The following is a 16,230-nucleotide window of genomic DNA, read 5'->3' as shown; positions in this document are numbered from 1 at the left end:
ATCCTTGTCGCCGCTGTCCGTCTTCACAAATGCATTTTCGCAAAATGCAAGGCATGCCCCTCACCTCGGTGATGGATCAATCTTAGAAACGGTGACAATTGAGAAGGACTGCAAAAGCAGGAAAGAAAATGATTAAGACACTCAGCGGCCAGGATCTGATCAATGCAGGTTTACTGCAGGGTAGATGGTTTCGTGAGGCACTCGATGCCGCAAATGACGTCCTGCGTGACGGCGGCTCGCGCGAGGTAGCACTTGCAGCGGCGATGGCGTATCAACCTGCTCCGAAACTACCGCTGAAGGGAGCAAGTGATATCGACATTCACATGAATATCCGGGCTGAAAATGCTGCAGAACAGGCAAACGTCGAGAATGTCCGCGCAACCATGCGTGAACTCTCACGCACGCCGGGTGTCCGAGCGGCGGCGATCATGCCAGATGCCTGTCCATCAGGACCGATCGGAACCATTCCAGTCGGCGGTGTCGTCGCCTCCGAAGCAATCCACCCCGGTATGCACTCGGCCGATATTTGCTGTTCGATGGCGATCTCCATTCTGCCAGGGGTCGCCCCGAACGAACTCCTCGACGCCGTTCATGCCGTGACGCACTTCGGGCCGGGCGGACGTCCTCGCGGCGCTCAGCTTAAACCATCCGATGCAACTATGTCCGCTTTCGATACGAACCCTTATCTGAATCAGATTGTGAGTGTGGCTATCGACCATTTTGCAACACAAGGTGACGGTAATCATTTTGCTTACGTCGGACAAATGAAGTCAACCGGCGAAACCGCTCTCGTGACCCATCATGGGTCGCGGGCGCCCGGCGCACGGCTTTACGATCGCGGTATGAAGATCGCCAATCGCTTCCGCGAGATTCTCTCGCCCGAAACCTTAAAGCAGAATGCATGGATTCCTGCCGAAAGCGAAGAAGGAGAACATTACTGGAAGGCGCTGCAGATTGTCCGTCAGTGGACAAAGGAGAACCATTTCGCCCTTCACGACATGGCTGTGGCGAAACTAGGAGCGAAAGTTGCTGACCGTTTCTGGAACGAGCATAATTTTGTTTTCCAGAAATCCGATGGCCTTTTCTATCACGGCAAAGGCGCAACACCGGCCTTCGACGGATGGGCGGACGATGCAACAGACCTCACGATCATTCCGCTCAACATGGCGGAACCGATCTTAATTGTACGGGGCTCGAACGCTGCGCACGGTCTTGGCTTCTCGCCGCACGGCGCCGGGCGTAACTTCTCCAGAACCGCACATCTGCGGCAGCTGGCAGCAGCATATGGAGCAGATTCACGCGGACTGAGCCCCAACAACATTGCCGATATCCTGGCAAAGGAAACGAGCGGGCTTGATGTTCGTTTCTTCAGTGGTAACGCTGATGTTTCGGAATTGCCCGGTGCTTACAAGAACGCCGCACAGGTCAAGGCGCAGATCGGTGAATACGGACTGGCCGAAATCGTCGATGAGGTCATACCTTATGGTTCGATCATGGCAGGCGACTGGCAGAAGAATGCCCCGTGGCGTAACAAAAAGAAGCGTTCACAGAAGCCTGAATAGATAGAATGGCCCGGTTATCCGGGCCATTCACACCATCGATGTATCGCTTAAAATACGACGGCTGAAACATTTGTTAGATTAGATAAATGACGCAGCCTTTATATGATATGCGTTTGTGTAGCACTCGGTTAAAGCCGCTGCAGTTTGTGAATGGAAATGGGGCAGAGATTTTCAATCCCCTTTAATGAAGAGAACTCGAGGGTTTCAATCTGCCTCGATCTGGAGCTTTCCAAATGTCCGACTTTCACCCAGCAGGAAAGCAAATGAAGACTTTTCTCGTAGGCGGCGCTGTCCGCGACCTGCTCATGTCCCGCGAGCCGGCTGACCGCGATTATGTTGTCGTTGGTGCAACACCGGACGACATGCTTGCTGCTGGTTTCAAAAGTGTAGGCGCCGACTTTCCCGTCTTTCTTCACCCTGAGACAAATGAAGAATACGCTCTGGCTCGTACCATGCGTAAGTCTGTGCAGGACAATCAGGAGCTTACGGCATCGTTTGATACCTCGATTACAATCGCCGATGATCTGTTCAATCGAGACTTTACCTGCAATGCGATTGCCATGGATTCTGATGGCAGCATCATCGATCCATTTGGCGGCTTGAATGACATCGCATCCAAACGTTTGCGCCATACATCCGAGTCCTTTGGCAACGATCCTGTCCGTGTCCTGAGAGCCGCCAGACTGGCGGCCAAACTCGGCTTTTCTGTTGCTCCGGAAACTGTCGCTCTCTGCCGAAAAATCCATGCGACAGGTAGACTCGATCATCTTACCCCGGAGCGGGTTGCCCTCGAGTTCAACAAAGCCCTTGCCACCCAAAGACCATCGACATTCTTCCTGGAGTTGGACCGCTTTGGTGCTCTCGCCACATTTTTTCCCGAGTTGGCCGCCCTTAAGGGAAGAATTCAGCCTGTCGAGCATCACATGGAAGGGGACGCTTTCGCTCACACAATGATGGTGGTCGATACTGCTGCCTGCCGTTTCGAGGATCCTTTGATCACGTTTGGTGCGCTCGTGCACGATTTAGGCAAGGCTTTAACGGCGGACGAAAAACTGCCATCGCATCTCGGACATGAAGAACTCGGCATTGGTCCCGTCAATGCGCTGGCGGACAGGCTGAAGCTATCCAACGAGCTACGCAGGATTGGTATTCTGTCGGCCCGCTTTCACACCCATGTTCACCGCACGAGCGAAATGAGTGCCAAAAAATTTGTTGATCTGGTGGAGGCATTTGGTGGACCACAACAGGCCAGAAAACATGCACAAATCATCGCATCAGTCGCCACCGCTGACCATTTCGGCCGGATTACGGGGGCACCCCGAGGACCATATCTCGCTTGCTGGCGCTTTTCTCATATCATCGGGGAGGTTGCCCTTGCGCGTATCAGTGATCGATATTCACCTGATCAAATAAAGGAAATGTCGGTCCCCGCCGTCCGAAATTGCCTGCGTCACATTCAAATAGCGGCTGCCAGACGCGCCATGAAAACGGCGATAGTCGATTGCAATGCACAAACAACAATCATAGCCCGATAGTCTATCAAATTTCCAATAAATAGCCGGGCATCTAACACGATTTGAATGCCAAGATTTCAAGTTTGCAGGGATTCCACCACATGACGCTGATTGATAAACTATACGAAAAGGGCTCGATTCAGCCGCCGCGTTGGCTTCCCTCCAATCTACAATACCTGACCATTATAGGAAGCGAGGCTTATGGGGTCTCGTCTGGCGGATCGGATATTGATTTTGTTGGCTTCTGCATTCCACCCAAGGAAGACGTTTTTCCCCATCTCGCAGGTGAGATTCCCGGCTTTGGACAACAACTCCAGCGATTTGAACAATGGCAGCAACACCATGTTCCCGATTGTGACGGAAAAGATCGTACTTACGACTTTACGGTATTCTCAATTGTGAAGTTTTTCCAACTCTGTATGGAAAACAATCCGAACATGATCGATGCATTATTCACGCCACGACGATGCGTCACACATTCGACGCAGGTCAGTGAACTTGTGCGTGAGAGCCGAAAAGCGTTTCTTCACAAAGGCGCCTGGCAGAAGTTCAAAGGCTATGCCTACGCGCAGATGTCCAAGATCGCCAAAAAGTCGAACTCCTCCAATTTACACCGAGCTCGATCCATTGAAGAACATGGGTACGATCTTAAGTTTGCCTACCATGTGGTTCGACTGCTCAACGAAGTCGAGCAAATTCTCATTGAACAAGACCTCGATCTTGAGCGCAACCGGGAGCAACTGAAGTCAATTCGTCGTGGCGACTGGGCACTCACCGAGCTTCAGGAGTGGTTCCAGACCAAAGAGCGGCAGCTCGAAGCGACATACTTCGCGTCAAAACTGCCCCAGACACCGGATGAAACGGCACTTAAGCGACTTCTACTGCAATGCCTCGAGGCTCATTACGGCACAATTGAGGGAGCTACTGTCCTCGTTCCCGAAGCTGTCAATCTTGCCAACGATATTCGGGCACTTCTCGAACGGCATCGTGTCTAGAATATTGAATTGGTGGATTGTTAATTGCAGCACGGAATAGCCTCCTTTTGAATTGCGCCGCAATCGATGCCGTCCACTTCGAAACATGTAAATTCGTTTCATTTTTCTACTCCGGCGCAGAAGAACGAAATGTGAAGCCGGCTCACTTTTAGATGACCATCACAGCAGGCCGCAGAACGCACCCTGGCGTAACAAGAAAAGCGCTCACACAAACCTGAAATGAGAGAACGGCCCGGATATGCGGGCCATTCTTTTAAACCGATCAGAAACGGTAGATCTTCACCTCATTTCCGCGTTCGATGTTGCGGTTTTCAAGATGGCGTGCGGCCTTGGCCTCTTCGATTTTGTCCTCCTGGAGATGCTTCAGGACCATTCCAAGACGTTCTAGCGCCGTTGCCTTGTTTCGATGCTGAGATCGCTCATTGCGGGCGATTAACTGGATACCCGTTGGAATATGGACAACACGTACGGCACTGTCGGTAGTGTTCTGGTGCTGACCCCCTGGCCCGCCAGCTCGCAAAGTTTCAAAACGAACGTCATTTGGCCCAATGACGATCTCATCAATTCCTGGCCGCGCGATCCGGCTCACTGATATGAACCAGTTCTGACGCTTATGCTGCGCTCGAACAGGGCTTTTGAACACCAACCTTATTGTTCCGCAAAATTCTTGCGCAATCTGGTCAGCCACTTCTCCCTCGAGAGTCACCAAAGCGGATTTAGGGCCATGCTTATCGGACGCAATTTCTGCTGTAACGTCGAACAGGCAAGCGCGATCTTGTGCCTCTTTAGAAAGGATGTCGATGAAGCGTCCGACTGCAATACGGCATTCCGCAGGCCCGCTTCCCGAAGATATAAGTAGATCAACGCTTTTCATTGCGCATCTCCCTCTTGTTCCGTTTGTCAGATTTTTCGCGAGAATATCCCGGTCGATCTACAGCTTTCTTGTAAGTAACAAGCGGACGCATAGCTGCAACACGTTCTACCAGCTGATGCGCCTCCAGATCCGTCACAACCTGGCCGCAGTCCTTATAGGCGGAGGCGGCTTCTTCAATGAGGAGCGAGCGGTCATCGCAGATTGCCCGTCCACCCCAATCGTTGCGCGCTAATTGCTCTCGATGTGAACGTGAAGTGCCGACACGACCGTGCATGCTTGCCCGATCATATTTACGCCCCGCTCCGTGAGAAACTGCGCCGAGAGACTGATGCACTTCTTTCCGAGCCCGCACGATGTAACTGAGGCTTGCTCTCGATCCCGCAATAGGAACGAGATCACCGCTCTCAACTACTGCCGCACCTTTGTGGTGTACAATCCCCTCGGACCGAACGCGCACCAGATTATGCGGCACGTCTGCTACGAGGCTAAAATCCGCCCGTAGTGCTCGTGCAGCGCGTTCCGCAATCAAGTGGCGGTTCAGTGCTGCCCAGGCGACACATTGATCATGCATCGCCATCCATCGCGTAGCAAAAGGATCGTCTATCTCAAATCCAACGTTTGATTTTTCGTTAGTGGCAAGGAACTCTGTAAGCACCGCAGCTCCAACGCCGCGAGAACCCGAATGAACGAGAAGATACAGACATTGATCATCGATCAATTGTTCCGATGATGACCTGAAAACCTGATCGACAGCCAGCAATTCGCAAAAGTGATTGCCGCCCCCAATGGTTCCCAAGGTTTCCGCGAAGAGTTCGTGCGGAAGGCCGTGAGCCGATAGCGCCTCCACGGGATCGCTAACTTTTTGGTGCTCCAGTTCTCTTAGTCGCTGTTCAGCCTTATCGATGCTTAGCTTACGCACTGGCAAATCGAGTTCGAATAAAGCCATCCCGCAACCGATATCGTTGCCGATCAATAGCGGATGAAGGCGATGAGAAAGAAGTGCAACGCCTGTTGCGCCGTATTTTCCCGGATGCAAGTCGGGAAAAGCAGCAAGTGCCTTTGCTCCATCAAGACGTGACATTTCTTCAAGCTGTCGAAGGGCTTCACCTTCAATCCAACTTTGCTCGGAATAAAAACGACGAATAGTTGCCGGAGAATGTCCCCCGGCGTTGAAGGAGCCGTAGCTCCCAGTTTGAATGCCCATGATATAAACTCTGGATATGGGATATCGTCTGCTGGCGTAACCAACAGTTCAATCAGCATCCGTCAGTAAAGACTGAACTAGGCTGAAACCCCAATGGGGCGAAGGATGATGTTTTGCATCGTCGTGCTCCCTTTTCCAAATAAAGCCGTGTCGGCCGTAGAATAGGCGGCTCATACAAAGCCCATGGCAAGAAATCAACCGGATGTTTTGCAGAGAATGGCCCCGCTTTAACAAAAGAACCTAATTTTTTAGTTCATTGTGGTAATGCCGCATCACTAAACGGCCTACCTGTTTTCATAGCGAATCTTGTCTTTGACCCACATATACAAAAAGCTTGTTTCTTTCTGCATCTCATGCGATATGCGCGAGCACTCCGTATTGCCGCGGCTGCTGAACCCTGGCACCCACGGAGAAGAAAATGAACACAATACCCATCTGTCGCACCAGCAACCTTGCTGGTCATGAAATTCGGTCGGTCGTAGCTCACGACGAACCGGAACGCAGCTTTGCGCGATCACTTGCGGATCTTGCGAGTGCTTTGCCCTCGCAGGAAGACTTCGCTCGAAAGAATTCCTCGCTTCATGCTGTCGTAACAACTCCCGACTTCCATCCTGGAAAGCCGGTCCCAGTCGGCGTAATCGCGGACATTGAAGGCGCTGTACTGCCGCATATGATCGGCTCCGACATAGGCTGCGGGATGCGCATGATTGTCCTTGAAGGCGTCACAGCGGATCAATTATCAACACCAGATCTCGAACATCACCTTCGACATGTCTTCTTCCAGGGCGGGAGAGACATCGCTTTGACTGGAATGGATCGGCACGCAATTTTACGCGATGGACTGCCGGGCCTCCTAGACTGTCTTCGCAAGTCAAGCACGGGACTTCTTTCGAAGCTCGATATTTGGCGAACATGGTCGGATCTCGAACGCCATTCGGACAACGGCGTCTTCTCATGTGAAGATATCGATCCCGATTTCGCCGACTACGCTAAAATTGATGGCGATCACCGCCGCGATGCCATTCTCGGCACCATCGGAGGTGGAAACCATTTTGTTGAACTGGGCTACGTCGATCATATTGTCGACGGCGCATTTGCCCGGGTCGCCGGACTAAAGGCTGGGTCGGTCGTTCTTGTCATTCATTCAGGTTCTCTCGACTTTGGACAGCGAATAGGTACGGCCACAAAGGAAAGAGCAAAGCTCGGTTCGAACGTTGGTGATGACTGGCGGATCATCTCGCGAGAGACGCAATCGCAACTCTATCGACGGTACTTGAATGGCCACGCAAATGCTGTGAACGCCGCGTTTGCCAACCGTTTCTTTATCGAACTGGCAGCCGTAGAAGCCGTAGCGCGCACATTGGGACACGAAATAGGCCATCATCTTGTTTATGATGCTCCCCACAACACCGTCTGGGCAAGTGGGGAAATCGTGCGCCACCGAAAGGGCGCTTGCCCAGCCAAAGGTGTCGGTTCGATGGATGCCAGCCCGTATGAGTGGTTCGGTGAGCCGGTCATTCTTCCAGGATCAATGGGGGACGGCACATGGCTTCTCGCCGGATGCGGGGCAGTCGGCTTTTTGGAATCGGCTGCACATGGAGCGGGACGCAGACTGTCACGGCAGGAAGCGCGGTCGAGGGCGCATACCAGCAACGATTTGCGTGTGGTGGGACCGATCGATCGTAACCGGTGTTCTGACCCCACGTTCTCTTTGATTTTGTGTTCTGTCATTGAGAGTTAGCGAATGGACAGAACGGAGTTTCTCCATGGAGCCTCGAATGGAGTTTCTCTCAACGGATCAGAGTGAGCGTGACAGCCATCGTCAGTGGCCAGCTGATTTAAAAGCCCGGATTGTTTCGGAAAGCTTGCGCCCTGGCGTGACGGTGCAGGAAGTTGCCGATCGCCATGGCGTGCGTGCCAATTACTTGTCTTCATGGCGCACGCTGGCACGTCAGGGCAAGCTTGTGCTGCCTCCGCCCCAAGATGATACGGAATTTGCAGCAATCATAGTAGCTGAGCCTGCAATTGAACCGGTGGCAACACCAGCTTCGCGCGTTGAGATATTCAGCGGAGCCGTGATCATTCGGCTGGAAGAAGGTGCGTCGGCTTCCCGGATTGCAGCTGTTGCAAGCGCGCTTGCGGCTCTCATATGATCTTCCCTGCCAATCGGGTGCGGATCATCGTGGCGACAAAACCTGTCGATTTCCGTAAAGGCCATGACGGGCTTGCTGCGTTGGTGAAGAACGAACTGCGCAAGGATCCATTTACGGGAACTGTATTTGTCTTTCGCTCGCGCAAGGCCGATCGGCTAAAACTGATCTACTGGGATGGCACAGGTATGGTTCTGGCCTATAAGCGTTTGGAAGCTCATACGTTCAGCTGGCCAGAGATCCGAGATGGGCTGATGTCGTTGAACCACGCACAGTTTGAAGCTTTGTTCGCAGGGCTTGACTGGCGACGCGTGCGCGCAGTGGAAGTGAGAGCGCCGATTACGGTTGAATAGCTATTGAGCACCTGTCTCATAGCTGCGGCACGATGACTCTGACAGCATAATCATCAAGCATATCAAGACCGGATTTGGTAAGTTCGGCCTATGCTGGATGCCACTGATCTTCCCAATGATATTGCTGAGTTGAAGGCGCTTCTGATTGCAGCAACAGCGCTCGGCCTTCGTAAGGATGATCGGATTGCGCGGCTGGAGAAGCTGGTTGCAGCCTTCAAACAGGCCGCTTTTGGACGCAAGTCAGAGAAGATTAATCCTGAGCAGTTTGATCTTGCCCTGGAAGATCTGGAAACTGCCATTGCGGCGATCCATGCAGAAGATGAAGCGGATACCGCTTCCACCAAGCCTGCATCAAGGCCACGTGCCATCAATCGCGGTTCTTTGCCAAAGCACCTGCCGCGCATTGACGAAGTCATCGAGCCGGATAGTCTGATTTGCGCCTGCGGTGGTTGTCTGCATTGCATTGGCGAAGATGTTTCTGAACGACTGGATGTGATCCCTGCGCAGTTTCGTGTCATTGTCACGCATCGTCCAAAATATGCATGCCGCGCCTGTACGGATGGTGTTGTGCAAGCACCCGTTCCAGCGCGACTGATCCCGTCAGGCTTGCCGACAGAAGCAACAGTCGCGCATGTGCTGGTTTCCAAATATGCCGACCATCTTCCTCTTTATCGCCAGGCCCAGATTATGGGCCGTCAAGGCATCGACATAGATCGCTCGACACTGGCTGACTGGGTGGGACGGGCAGCCTTTGAGCTGCGCCCTGTCTTTGATGCGCTCATTGCTGATCTGAAGCGATCGAACAAACTCTTCATGGATGAGACGCGTGCACCGGTTCTTGAACCCGGATCAGGAAAGACCAAAACAGGATATTTTTGGGCTTTGGCGCGGGATGACCGACCATGGAGTGGCAATGCACCGCCCGGTGTCGCCTTCACTTATGCTCCGGGACGATCTGGTCAATATGCCGAACAGATATTGCAGGGCTTCAACGGCATCCTGCAAGTGGATGGCTATGCGGGCTACAATCGGTTGGTCGCGCCAGATCGTGTTGGTCCGAATATAGAATTGGCTTATTGCTGGGCTCATGCGCGTCGCAAGCTTATTGAGATCACGCGCACAGGCTCGTCCCCGATTGCTGAAGAGGGTGTAAAGCGAATCGGCGAACTCTATAAGATTGAGGCTGAATTGCGTGGTCTCAATCCAGAAGCGCGGCGCGCGGTTCGTCAGACACAATCAAAGCCGCTGATCATCGATATGCAAACATGGCTTGCGCATCACCGCGCACGCGTGTCGGCAAAAGCTCCGTTGGGGGAAGCGTTGAAATACATCGCCAAATATTGGGATGGCTTGTGTCTGTTCCTGTCTGACGGCCGCGTCGAGCTGGATAACAACAGCGTCGAAAGAACAATCCGGCCAATTGCATTGAGCAGAAAAAATGCATTATTCGCAGGTCATGAAGCAGGCGCTCATAATTGGGCTACAATCGCGTCACTGATTGAGACGTGCAAACTCAATTCAGTCGATCCGCAGAAATGGCTTACCACTACGCTCACTGCAATCGTCAATGGCCATAAGCAGAGCCGAATTGATGAATTACTGCCGTGGAATTACTCATGATGACGAACTTGATTGCCCGACCTTATACTGTCAGCGATTTTAACGGCTGCCTGGCAATATTCGATAGCAATGTGCCGACCTTCTTTGCAGCAGGAGAACGCGAAGAGTTTTGCGACTTTCTGCTCGGAAAATCTGATGTGGAAGGCTTTTACATGGTGCTCACGCTTAGCGAAGACATCATTGCTTGTGGTGGATTAACTATCGATGCAAAAAAGCGTCAAGCTTCTTTATCATGGGGAATGGTAGGCTCACAGATGCATCGAAAAGTAACCGGTGTTCTGACCCCACGTTCTCTTTGATTTTGTGTTCTGTCATTGAGAGTTAGCGAATGGACAGAACGGAGTTTCTCCATGGAGCCTCGAATGGAGTTTCTCTCAACGGATCAGAGTGAGCGTGACAGCCATCGTCAGTGGCCAGCTGATTTAAAAGCCCGGATTGTTTCGGAAAGCTTGCGCCCTGGCGTGACGGTGCAGGAAGTTGCCGATCGCCATGGCGTGCGTGCCAATTACTTGTCTTCATGGCGCACGCTGGCACGTCAGGGCAAGCTTGTGCTGCCTCCGCCCCAAGATGATACGGAATTTGCAGCAATCATAGTAGCTGAGCCTGCAATTGAACCGGTGGCAACACCAGCTTCGCGCGTTGAGATATTCAGCGGAGCCGTGATCATTCGGCTGGAAGAAGGTGCGTCGGCTTCCCGGATTGCAGCTGTTGCAAGCGCGCTTGCGGCTCTCATATGATCTTCCCTGCCAATCGGGTGCGGATCATCGTGGCGACAAAACCTGTCGATTTCCGTAAAGGCCATGACGGGCTTGCTGCGTTGGTGAAGAACGAACTGCGCAAGGATCCATTTACGGGAACTGTATTTGTCTTTCGCTCGCGCAAGGCCGATCGGCTAAAACTGATCTACTGGGATGGCACAGGTATGGTTCTGGCCTATAAGCGTTTGGAAGCTCATACGTTCAGCTGGCCAGAGATCCGAGATGGGCTGATGTCGTTGAACCACGCACAGTTTGAAGCTTTGTTCGCAGGGCTTGACTGGCGACGCGTGCGCGCAGTGGAAGTGAGAGCGCCGATTACGGTTGAATAGCTATTGAGCACCTGTCTCATAGCTGCGGCACGATGACTCTGACAGCATAATCATCAAGCATATCAAGACCGGATTTGGTAAGTTCGGCCTATGCTGGATGCCACTGATCTTCCCAATGATATTGCTGAGTTGAAGGCGCTTCTGATTGCAGCAACAGCGCTCGGCCTTCGTAAGGATGATCGGATTGCGCGGCTGGAGAAGCTGGTTGCAGCCTTCAAACAGGCCGCTTTTGGACGCAAGTCAGAGAAGATTAATCCTGAGCAGTTTGATCTTGCCCTGGAAGATCTGGAAACTGCCATTGCGGCGATCCATGCAGAAGATGAAGCGGATACCGCTTCCACCAAGCCTGCATCAAGGCCACGTGCCATCAATCGCGGTTCTTTGCCAAAGCACCTGCCGCGCATTGACGAAGTCATCGAGCCGGATAGTCTGATTTGCGCCTGCGGTGGTTGTCTGCATTGCATTGGCGAAGATGTTTCTGAACGACTGGATGTGATCCCTGCGCAGTTTCGTGTCATTGTCACGCATCGTCCAAAATATGCATGCCGCGCCTGTACGGATGGTGTTGTGCAAGCACCCGTTCCAGCGCGACTGATCCCGTCAGGCTTGCCGACAGAAGCAACAGTCGCGCATGTGCTGGTTTCCAAATATGCCGACCATCTTCCTCTTTATCGCCAGGCCCAGATTATGGGCCGTCAAGGCATCGACATAGATCGCTCGACACTGGCTGACTGGGTGGGACGGGCAGCCTTTGAGCTGCGCCCTGTCTTTGATGCGCTCATTGCTGATCTGAAGCGATCGAACAAACTCTTCATGGATGAGACGCGTGCACCGGTTCTTGAACCCGGATCAGGAAAGACCAAAACAGGATATTTTTGGGCTTTGGCGCGGGATGACCGACCATGGAGTGGCAATGCACCGCCCGGTGTCGCCTTCACTTATGCTCCGGGACGATCTGGTCAATATGCCGAACAGATATTGCAGGGCTTCAACGGCATCCTGCAAGTGGATGGCTATGCGGGCTACAATCGGTTGGTCGCGCCAGATCGTGTTGGTCCGAATATAGAATTGGCTTATTGCTGGGCTCATGCGCGTCGCAAGCTTATTGAGATCACGCGCACAGGCTCGTCCCCGATTGCTGAAGAGGGTGTAAAGCGAATCGGCGAACTCTATAAGATTGAGGCTGAATTGCGTGGTCTCAATCCAGAAGCGCGGCGCGCGGTTCGTCAGACACAATCAAAGCCGCTGATCATCGATATGCAAACATGGCTTGCGCATCACCGCGCACGCGTGTCGGCAAAAGCTCCGTTGGGGGAAGCGTTGAAATACATCGCCAAATATTGGGATGGCTTGTGTCTGTTCCTGTCTGACGGCCGCGTCGAGCTGGATAACAACAGCGTCGAAAGAACAATCCGGCCAATTGCATTGAGCAGAAAAAATGCATTATTCGCAGGTCATGAAGCAGGCGCTCATAATTGGGCTACAATCGCGTCACTGATTGAGACGTGCAAACTCAATTCAGTCGATCCGCAGAAATGGCTTACCACTACGCTCACTGCAATCGTCAATGGCCATAAGCAGAGCCGAATTGATGAATTACTGCCGTGGAATTACTCATGATGACGAACTTGATTGCCCGACCTTATACTGTCAGCGATTTTAACGGCTGCCTGGCAATATTCGATAGCAATGTGCCGACCTTCTTTGCAGCAGGAGAACGCGAAGAGTTTTGCGACTTTCTGCTCGGAAAATCTGATGTGGAAGGCTTTTACATGGTGCTCACGCTTAGCGAAGACATCATTGCTTGTGGTGGATTAACTATCGATGCAAAAAAGCGTCAAGCTTCTTTATCATGGGGAATGGTAGGCTCACAGATGCATCGAAAAGGCTTTGGCACCTACTTGTTTAAAGCCAGGTTAGAGCAAGCTCGACATTTGCCAAACATAGACGAGCTAGTGCTTTCAACAAGCCAACATAGTGCTGGTTTCTATGAGAGACTAGGATTCAGGGTCTCAAAAATTACGCCCAACGGCTTTGGACCAGGTTTGGATTGTTGGGATATGACATTACGTTGGACTACAAACTGAAGAAACACCTAAATCTCAATAGAGATTTAGACGCTGTGTGAACGCTGTGGCGCTGAAACAACGGCTACATCGAAAAGGCTTTGGCACCTACTTGTTTAAAGCCAGGTTAGAGCAAGCTCGACATTTGCCAAACATAGACGAGCTAGTGCTTTCAACAAGCCAACATAGTGCTGGTTTCTATGAGAGACTAGGATTCAGGGTCTCAAAAATTACGCCCAACGGCTTTGGACCAGGTTTGGATTGTTGGGATATGACATTACGTTGGACTACAAACTGAAGAAACACCTAAATCTCAATAGAGATTTAGACGCTGTGTGAACGCTGTGGCGCTGAAACAACGGCTACGATCGATCCACAAAGTCCAACTTTGCGAAGCAGGCAAGACATCCTTGGCGAAATTCATGCCCGCCTCAATGAAGAAGCGCCAGGCGCTTATAAGTCGATAGACTGCGTGGTCGAACCGATGGTCGAGGCGGGAATGGTAACAAAAGTGGCAAAAATCAAACCCCTCATTACCGTTATAGGATGAGGCATATGCAAAAACGTTCGCTCCGCTAAACAAGAGCGGCGCGAACCCGCTGCCTAAATTCCGGTAAAAGAATTGCATCCTTGTTTAATGGCAGCAATGGGGCCGAAAGCACACGGTCCGCTGCGAGCGCGCCCTCCACAAAAGCGGACATCGAAGTACCAGCCGACGAGTTCCGGAACCGGCAGTAAGTGGATATCACACTACCCAATGCCGCATCTGCAACAGAACCAATGCAGACCAAAGTACCCTTCTCGTCTGCAGGGGCGCGCGGTGACCCCTTCGGTCGATCAGCTCGCGTCGCGTCAACGCACGCCTAGACCGACCAAGTCGAGGTTGTAAGGCGATGAGACAAGAGTAAGTTACCGTCAAAGCTATTCTGCGGCTCTAGGCATTTCGAATTGCCTCATGCCGGCGTTTGTTTGATCCGAAACCTGAATAATGCGATTGACATCGCCCATAATCGTTATGTCGGCACGAAACCGACGATCTTCCAATCTCTCAAGTGCCGATATCTGAAAGAGCTTTCCGAGCCCCACACCTGACCTTGCAAAATGGGCGTTGATTTCTTCGGTCGTCCTTTCGGGAGGAGTGATGATGACGCCTTGGAGTTCATGTATGTAATCCGCGAGGTAGGCCTTCAGGACAGTATCGACATCCACCGACGGCTTTCCGGGGAGCTTGCAGATGTTTGCGTGCAATTCGCCATAGCGCTCAGAAAGCACGCCGTCATGATTGCCTGTCGCTAGCTCGACTATTTCTCCATCCACTGCATTTCTCTTCGCGGATTCCTCCAGTTTGTACCTGGGGCCTCGGTATGATGGAAGGTAGTGTTCTAGTGCTCCCCCGGGCAGGACGAACACGTTGACTTCGTGGAGCAGTCCGAGAATTCTGTCTAACCTTCCCTTGATGTCCAACGTGACAGGGCGGGTTAGAATGGGCTCGATCTCATCACGGCCCCATGCAAGCTCTGTGGCTACGGCGACCCGGGCCTTCGCCAGGTTCTTGTTCACGAGTTGACCATCGACACGGAGCCCATCGATATAGTCTTGGAGCGCGCGGATGCGATCTGAATTCGCCTGCGCAGCGCTGATGGTCGCAATTGCGTTAGTGAGCAGCCGATCCAGTTCGCCGCACAATCGGCTAAAATCTTGACCTAAGCCAAGCTGAGCGAGGAATTCGACCATCGTACCGTCATCTCGGATGCATTGGCGCAAGTTGCCAAGGAAGAGACTGTCGAGATCGTAGAAGAAGAAGGCCTTCTTCCCCAATGACCTGCAGAAGATAAGATACTTATTGACCTCTTCGCACCCACCGACGTCGATCAGACAGCTACCTGCAGACGCGATCGAAAAGCCCCGGCGTTCTTGGATCGCCTCGATCATCTGGCTGTCGAGGATGCCTTCAACGAAGATTGGGTTGTCGGAGAAGAAGAGCTGCTTGTGGTGGACGTTCAGACGTGAAACCAGAGTGGAAAAACGAGGATCGTCAAGCTCGGGCGATCGCGGAATTGAATGGTCCGAGGCAAAGGAAATTGTGGACTTCAGGTCGTCGATTGACCTTACGTCTATTATGAAAGGCGAATGGGTTACCAGGAAAACGCCCTTGCGGGACGACCCAGGAGCCGGCGCGCCGGCGACCTTTCTCACTTCGTGCAGGAAGAAGGCTTGATACTGGGGATGCAGATTTAGTTCCGGTTCGTCGATGATCAGATAGCTGTGCCGGTCGTTGTACAATTGCGTGAGCAGGACCAAGAGCTCACGAATGCCGTGGCACTCGTCGCGATCTAAACGATAAGGCGCGGCACCGCGGTTAGAAACCTTTGGAAGCAGATTGCCGGAATCCCATTCCATGGTGATCTGACGATTGAAAAGGCTTGATAGAGTCGCTTCGACCCTTACTCGGATGTCGGGACGTTCCTCGAGTATAATGAATGCGTCACCGCCCCAACCATCGACTTCGGAGTGCAGCTTAAACTGCTGAAAATTGCTTTTTTGGAACCCCGCGGCCAAATAGTCGCCGAAAATGTTGCGGAAACCAGCACCTATGTCGAGGCGATCTGTACTTAGAAGGCGGGTGTTCGGGAGGGCATCTCTCAGAGCGCGCGCAAACCGCGACTTTCCACTGCCGTTAGGACCAACTAGAAAATTGATTGTTCCAATTCGCTCTCGTCGAAAGACTTGGTCTGCCCAGGGTTGTGGAAGCTGAAATTGAACTGCCTGCTCGATCATCAAGTGCTCCATATTGAATTTCTGGGA

The 16,230-nt window shown here is 52.4% G+C and carries 17 protein-coding genes; 14 read left to right on the top strand and 3 right to left on the bottom strand.

Annotated elements, in window-relative coordinates:
• The first annotated feature begins 128 nt into the window (after positions 1–128).
• From KMS41_23915 to KMS41_23905, 3 genes are all read left to right on the top strand, one after another.
• A complete protein-coding gene (locus KMS41_23915) occupies positions 129–1,562 on the top strand; it encodes an RtcB family protein (protein QWK81554.1) in 1,434 nt (477 codons plus the stop codon).
• 263 nt (positions 1,563–1,825) lie between these two features.
• The gene (locus KMS41_23910; protein ID QWK81553.1) at positions 1,826–3,097 is read left to right on the top strand and encodes a hypothetical protein; all 1,272 of its coding nucleotides are present in this window, start codon (positions 1,826–1,828) and stop codon (positions 3,095–3,097) included.
• A gap of 80 nt (positions 3,098–3,177) precedes the next feature.
• Complete coding sequence (locus KMS41_23905) at positions 3,178–4,071, top strand: nucleotidyltransferase domain-containing protein (protein QWK81552.1); 894 nt, start codon at positions 3,178–3,180, stop codon at positions 4,069–4,071.
• A 262-nt stretch (positions 4,072–4,333) separates the two neighbouring features.
• On the opposite strand, the gene prfH is transcribed toward KMS41_23905, so the two are convergent.
• Entirely contained in the window at positions 4,334–4,945 is a 612-nt protein-coding gene (gene prfH, locus KMS41_23900) for a peptide chain release factor H (GenBank protein ID QWK81551.1), read from the bottom strand.
• On the bottom strand, positions 4,932–6,149 hold the full coding sequence (locus KMS41_23895) for an RNA ligase RtcB family protein (protein ID QWK81550.1): 1,218 nt from the start codon (positions 6,147–6,149) through the stop codon (positions 4,932–4,934). The genes prfH and KMS41_23895 overlap by 14 nt, the downstream gene beginning before the upstream one ends.
• A 418-nt stretch (positions 6,150–6,567) precedes the next feature.
• On the opposite strand from KMS41_23895, the gene KMS41_23890 reads away from it, so the two are divergent.
• The 11 genes from KMS41_23890 to KMS41_23840 all read left to right on the top strand — a co-directional run bounded on the left by KMS41_23890 (position 6,568) and on the right by KMS41_23840 (position 13,975).
• A complete protein-coding gene (locus KMS41_23890; protein QWK81549.1) occupies positions 6,568–7,890 on the top strand; it encodes an RtcB family protein in 1,323 nt (440 codons plus the stop codon).
• A 25-nt stretch (positions 7,891–7,915) separates the two neighbouring features.
• On the top strand, positions 7,916–8,302 hold the full coding sequence (locus tag KMS41_23885; protein QWK81548.1) for a transposase: 387 nt from the start codon (positions 7,916–7,918) through the stop codon (positions 8,300–8,302).
• A complete protein-coding gene (gene tnpB, locus KMS41_23880; protein QWK81547.1) occupies positions 8,299–8,652 on the top strand; it encodes an IS66 family insertion sequence element accessory protein TnpB in 354 nt (117 codons plus the stop codon). The genes KMS41_23885 and tnpB (KMS41_23880) overlap by 4 nt, the downstream gene beginning before the upstream one ends.
• Positions 8,653–8,742: 90 nt before the next feature.
• A complete protein-coding gene (locus KMS41_23875; protein QWK81546.1) occupies positions 8,743–10,272 on the top strand; it encodes an IS66 family transposase in 1,530 nt (509 codons plus the stop codon).
• Positions 10,269–10,571: a hypothetical protein gene (locus KMS41_23870; protein QWK81545.1), complete on the top strand. Its 303-nt coding sequence runs from the start codon at positions 10,269–10,271 to the stop codon at positions 10,569–10,571. Before KMS41_23875 ends, KMS41_23870 begins: the two co-directional genes overlap by 4 nt.
• 51 nt (positions 10,572–10,622) lie before the next feature.
• Complete coding sequence (locus tag KMS41_23865) at positions 10,623–11,009, top strand: transposase (GenBank protein ID QWK81544.1); 387 nt, start codon at positions 10,623–10,625, stop codon at positions 11,007–11,009.
• Positions 11,006–11,359 carry an IS66 family insertion sequence element accessory protein TnpB gene (gene tnpB, locus KMS41_23860; GenBank protein ID QWK81543.1) on the top strand — a complete coding sequence of 118 codons (354 nt, stop codon included), beginning with the start codon at positions 11,006–11,008 and terminating at the stop codon, positions 11,357–11,359. The genes KMS41_23865 and tnpB (KMS41_23860) overlap by 4 nt, the downstream gene beginning before the upstream one ends.
• 90 nt (positions 11,360–11,449) lie before the next feature.
• Positions 11,450–12,979 (top strand): IS66 family transposase, encoded by a 1,530-nt coding sequence (locus KMS41_23855; protein ID QWK81542.1) that lies wholly within the window; start codon positions 11,450–11,452, stop codon positions 12,977–12,979.
• On the top strand, positions 12,976–13,446 hold the full coding sequence (locus KMS41_23850) for a GNAT family N-acetyltransferase (protein QWK81541.1): 471 nt from the start codon (positions 12,976–12,978) through the stop codon (positions 13,444–13,446). Before KMS41_23855 ends, KMS41_23850 begins: the two co-directional genes overlap by 4 nt.
• 46 nt (positions 13,447–13,492) lie before the next feature.
• Entirely contained in the window at positions 13,493–13,723 is a 231-nt protein-coding gene (locus KMS41_23845; GenBank protein QWK81540.1) for a GNAT family N-acetyltransferase, read from the top strand.
• Between the two features lie 90 nt (positions 13,724–13,813).
• Positions 13,814–13,975, top strand: coding sequence for an RtcB family protein (locus KMS41_23840; protein QWK81539.1), 162 nt, complete (start codon positions 13,814–13,816; stop codon positions 13,973–13,975).
• A gap of 371 nt (positions 13,976–14,346) precedes the next feature.
• Here KMS41_23840 and KMS41_23835 read toward each other — a convergent pair whose 3' ends face one another.
• Positions 14,347–16,203 carry an AAA family ATPase gene (locus KMS41_23835; protein QWK81538.1) on the bottom strand — a complete coding sequence of 619 codons (1,857 nt, stop codon included), beginning with the start codon at positions 16,201–16,203 and terminating at the stop codon, positions 14,347–14,349.
• Positions 16,204–16,230 lie beyond the last annotated feature (27 nt).

The sequence above is a fragment of the Ochrobactrum sp. BTU1 genome (assembly GCA_018798825.1).
Taxonomy (GTDB): Bacteria; Pseudomonadota; Alphaproteobacteria; order Rhizobiales; family Rhizobiaceae; genus Brucella.
Note: the sequence above shows the minus strand (reverse complement) of the source record. Positions and strands in the feature narration are given on the sequence as shown.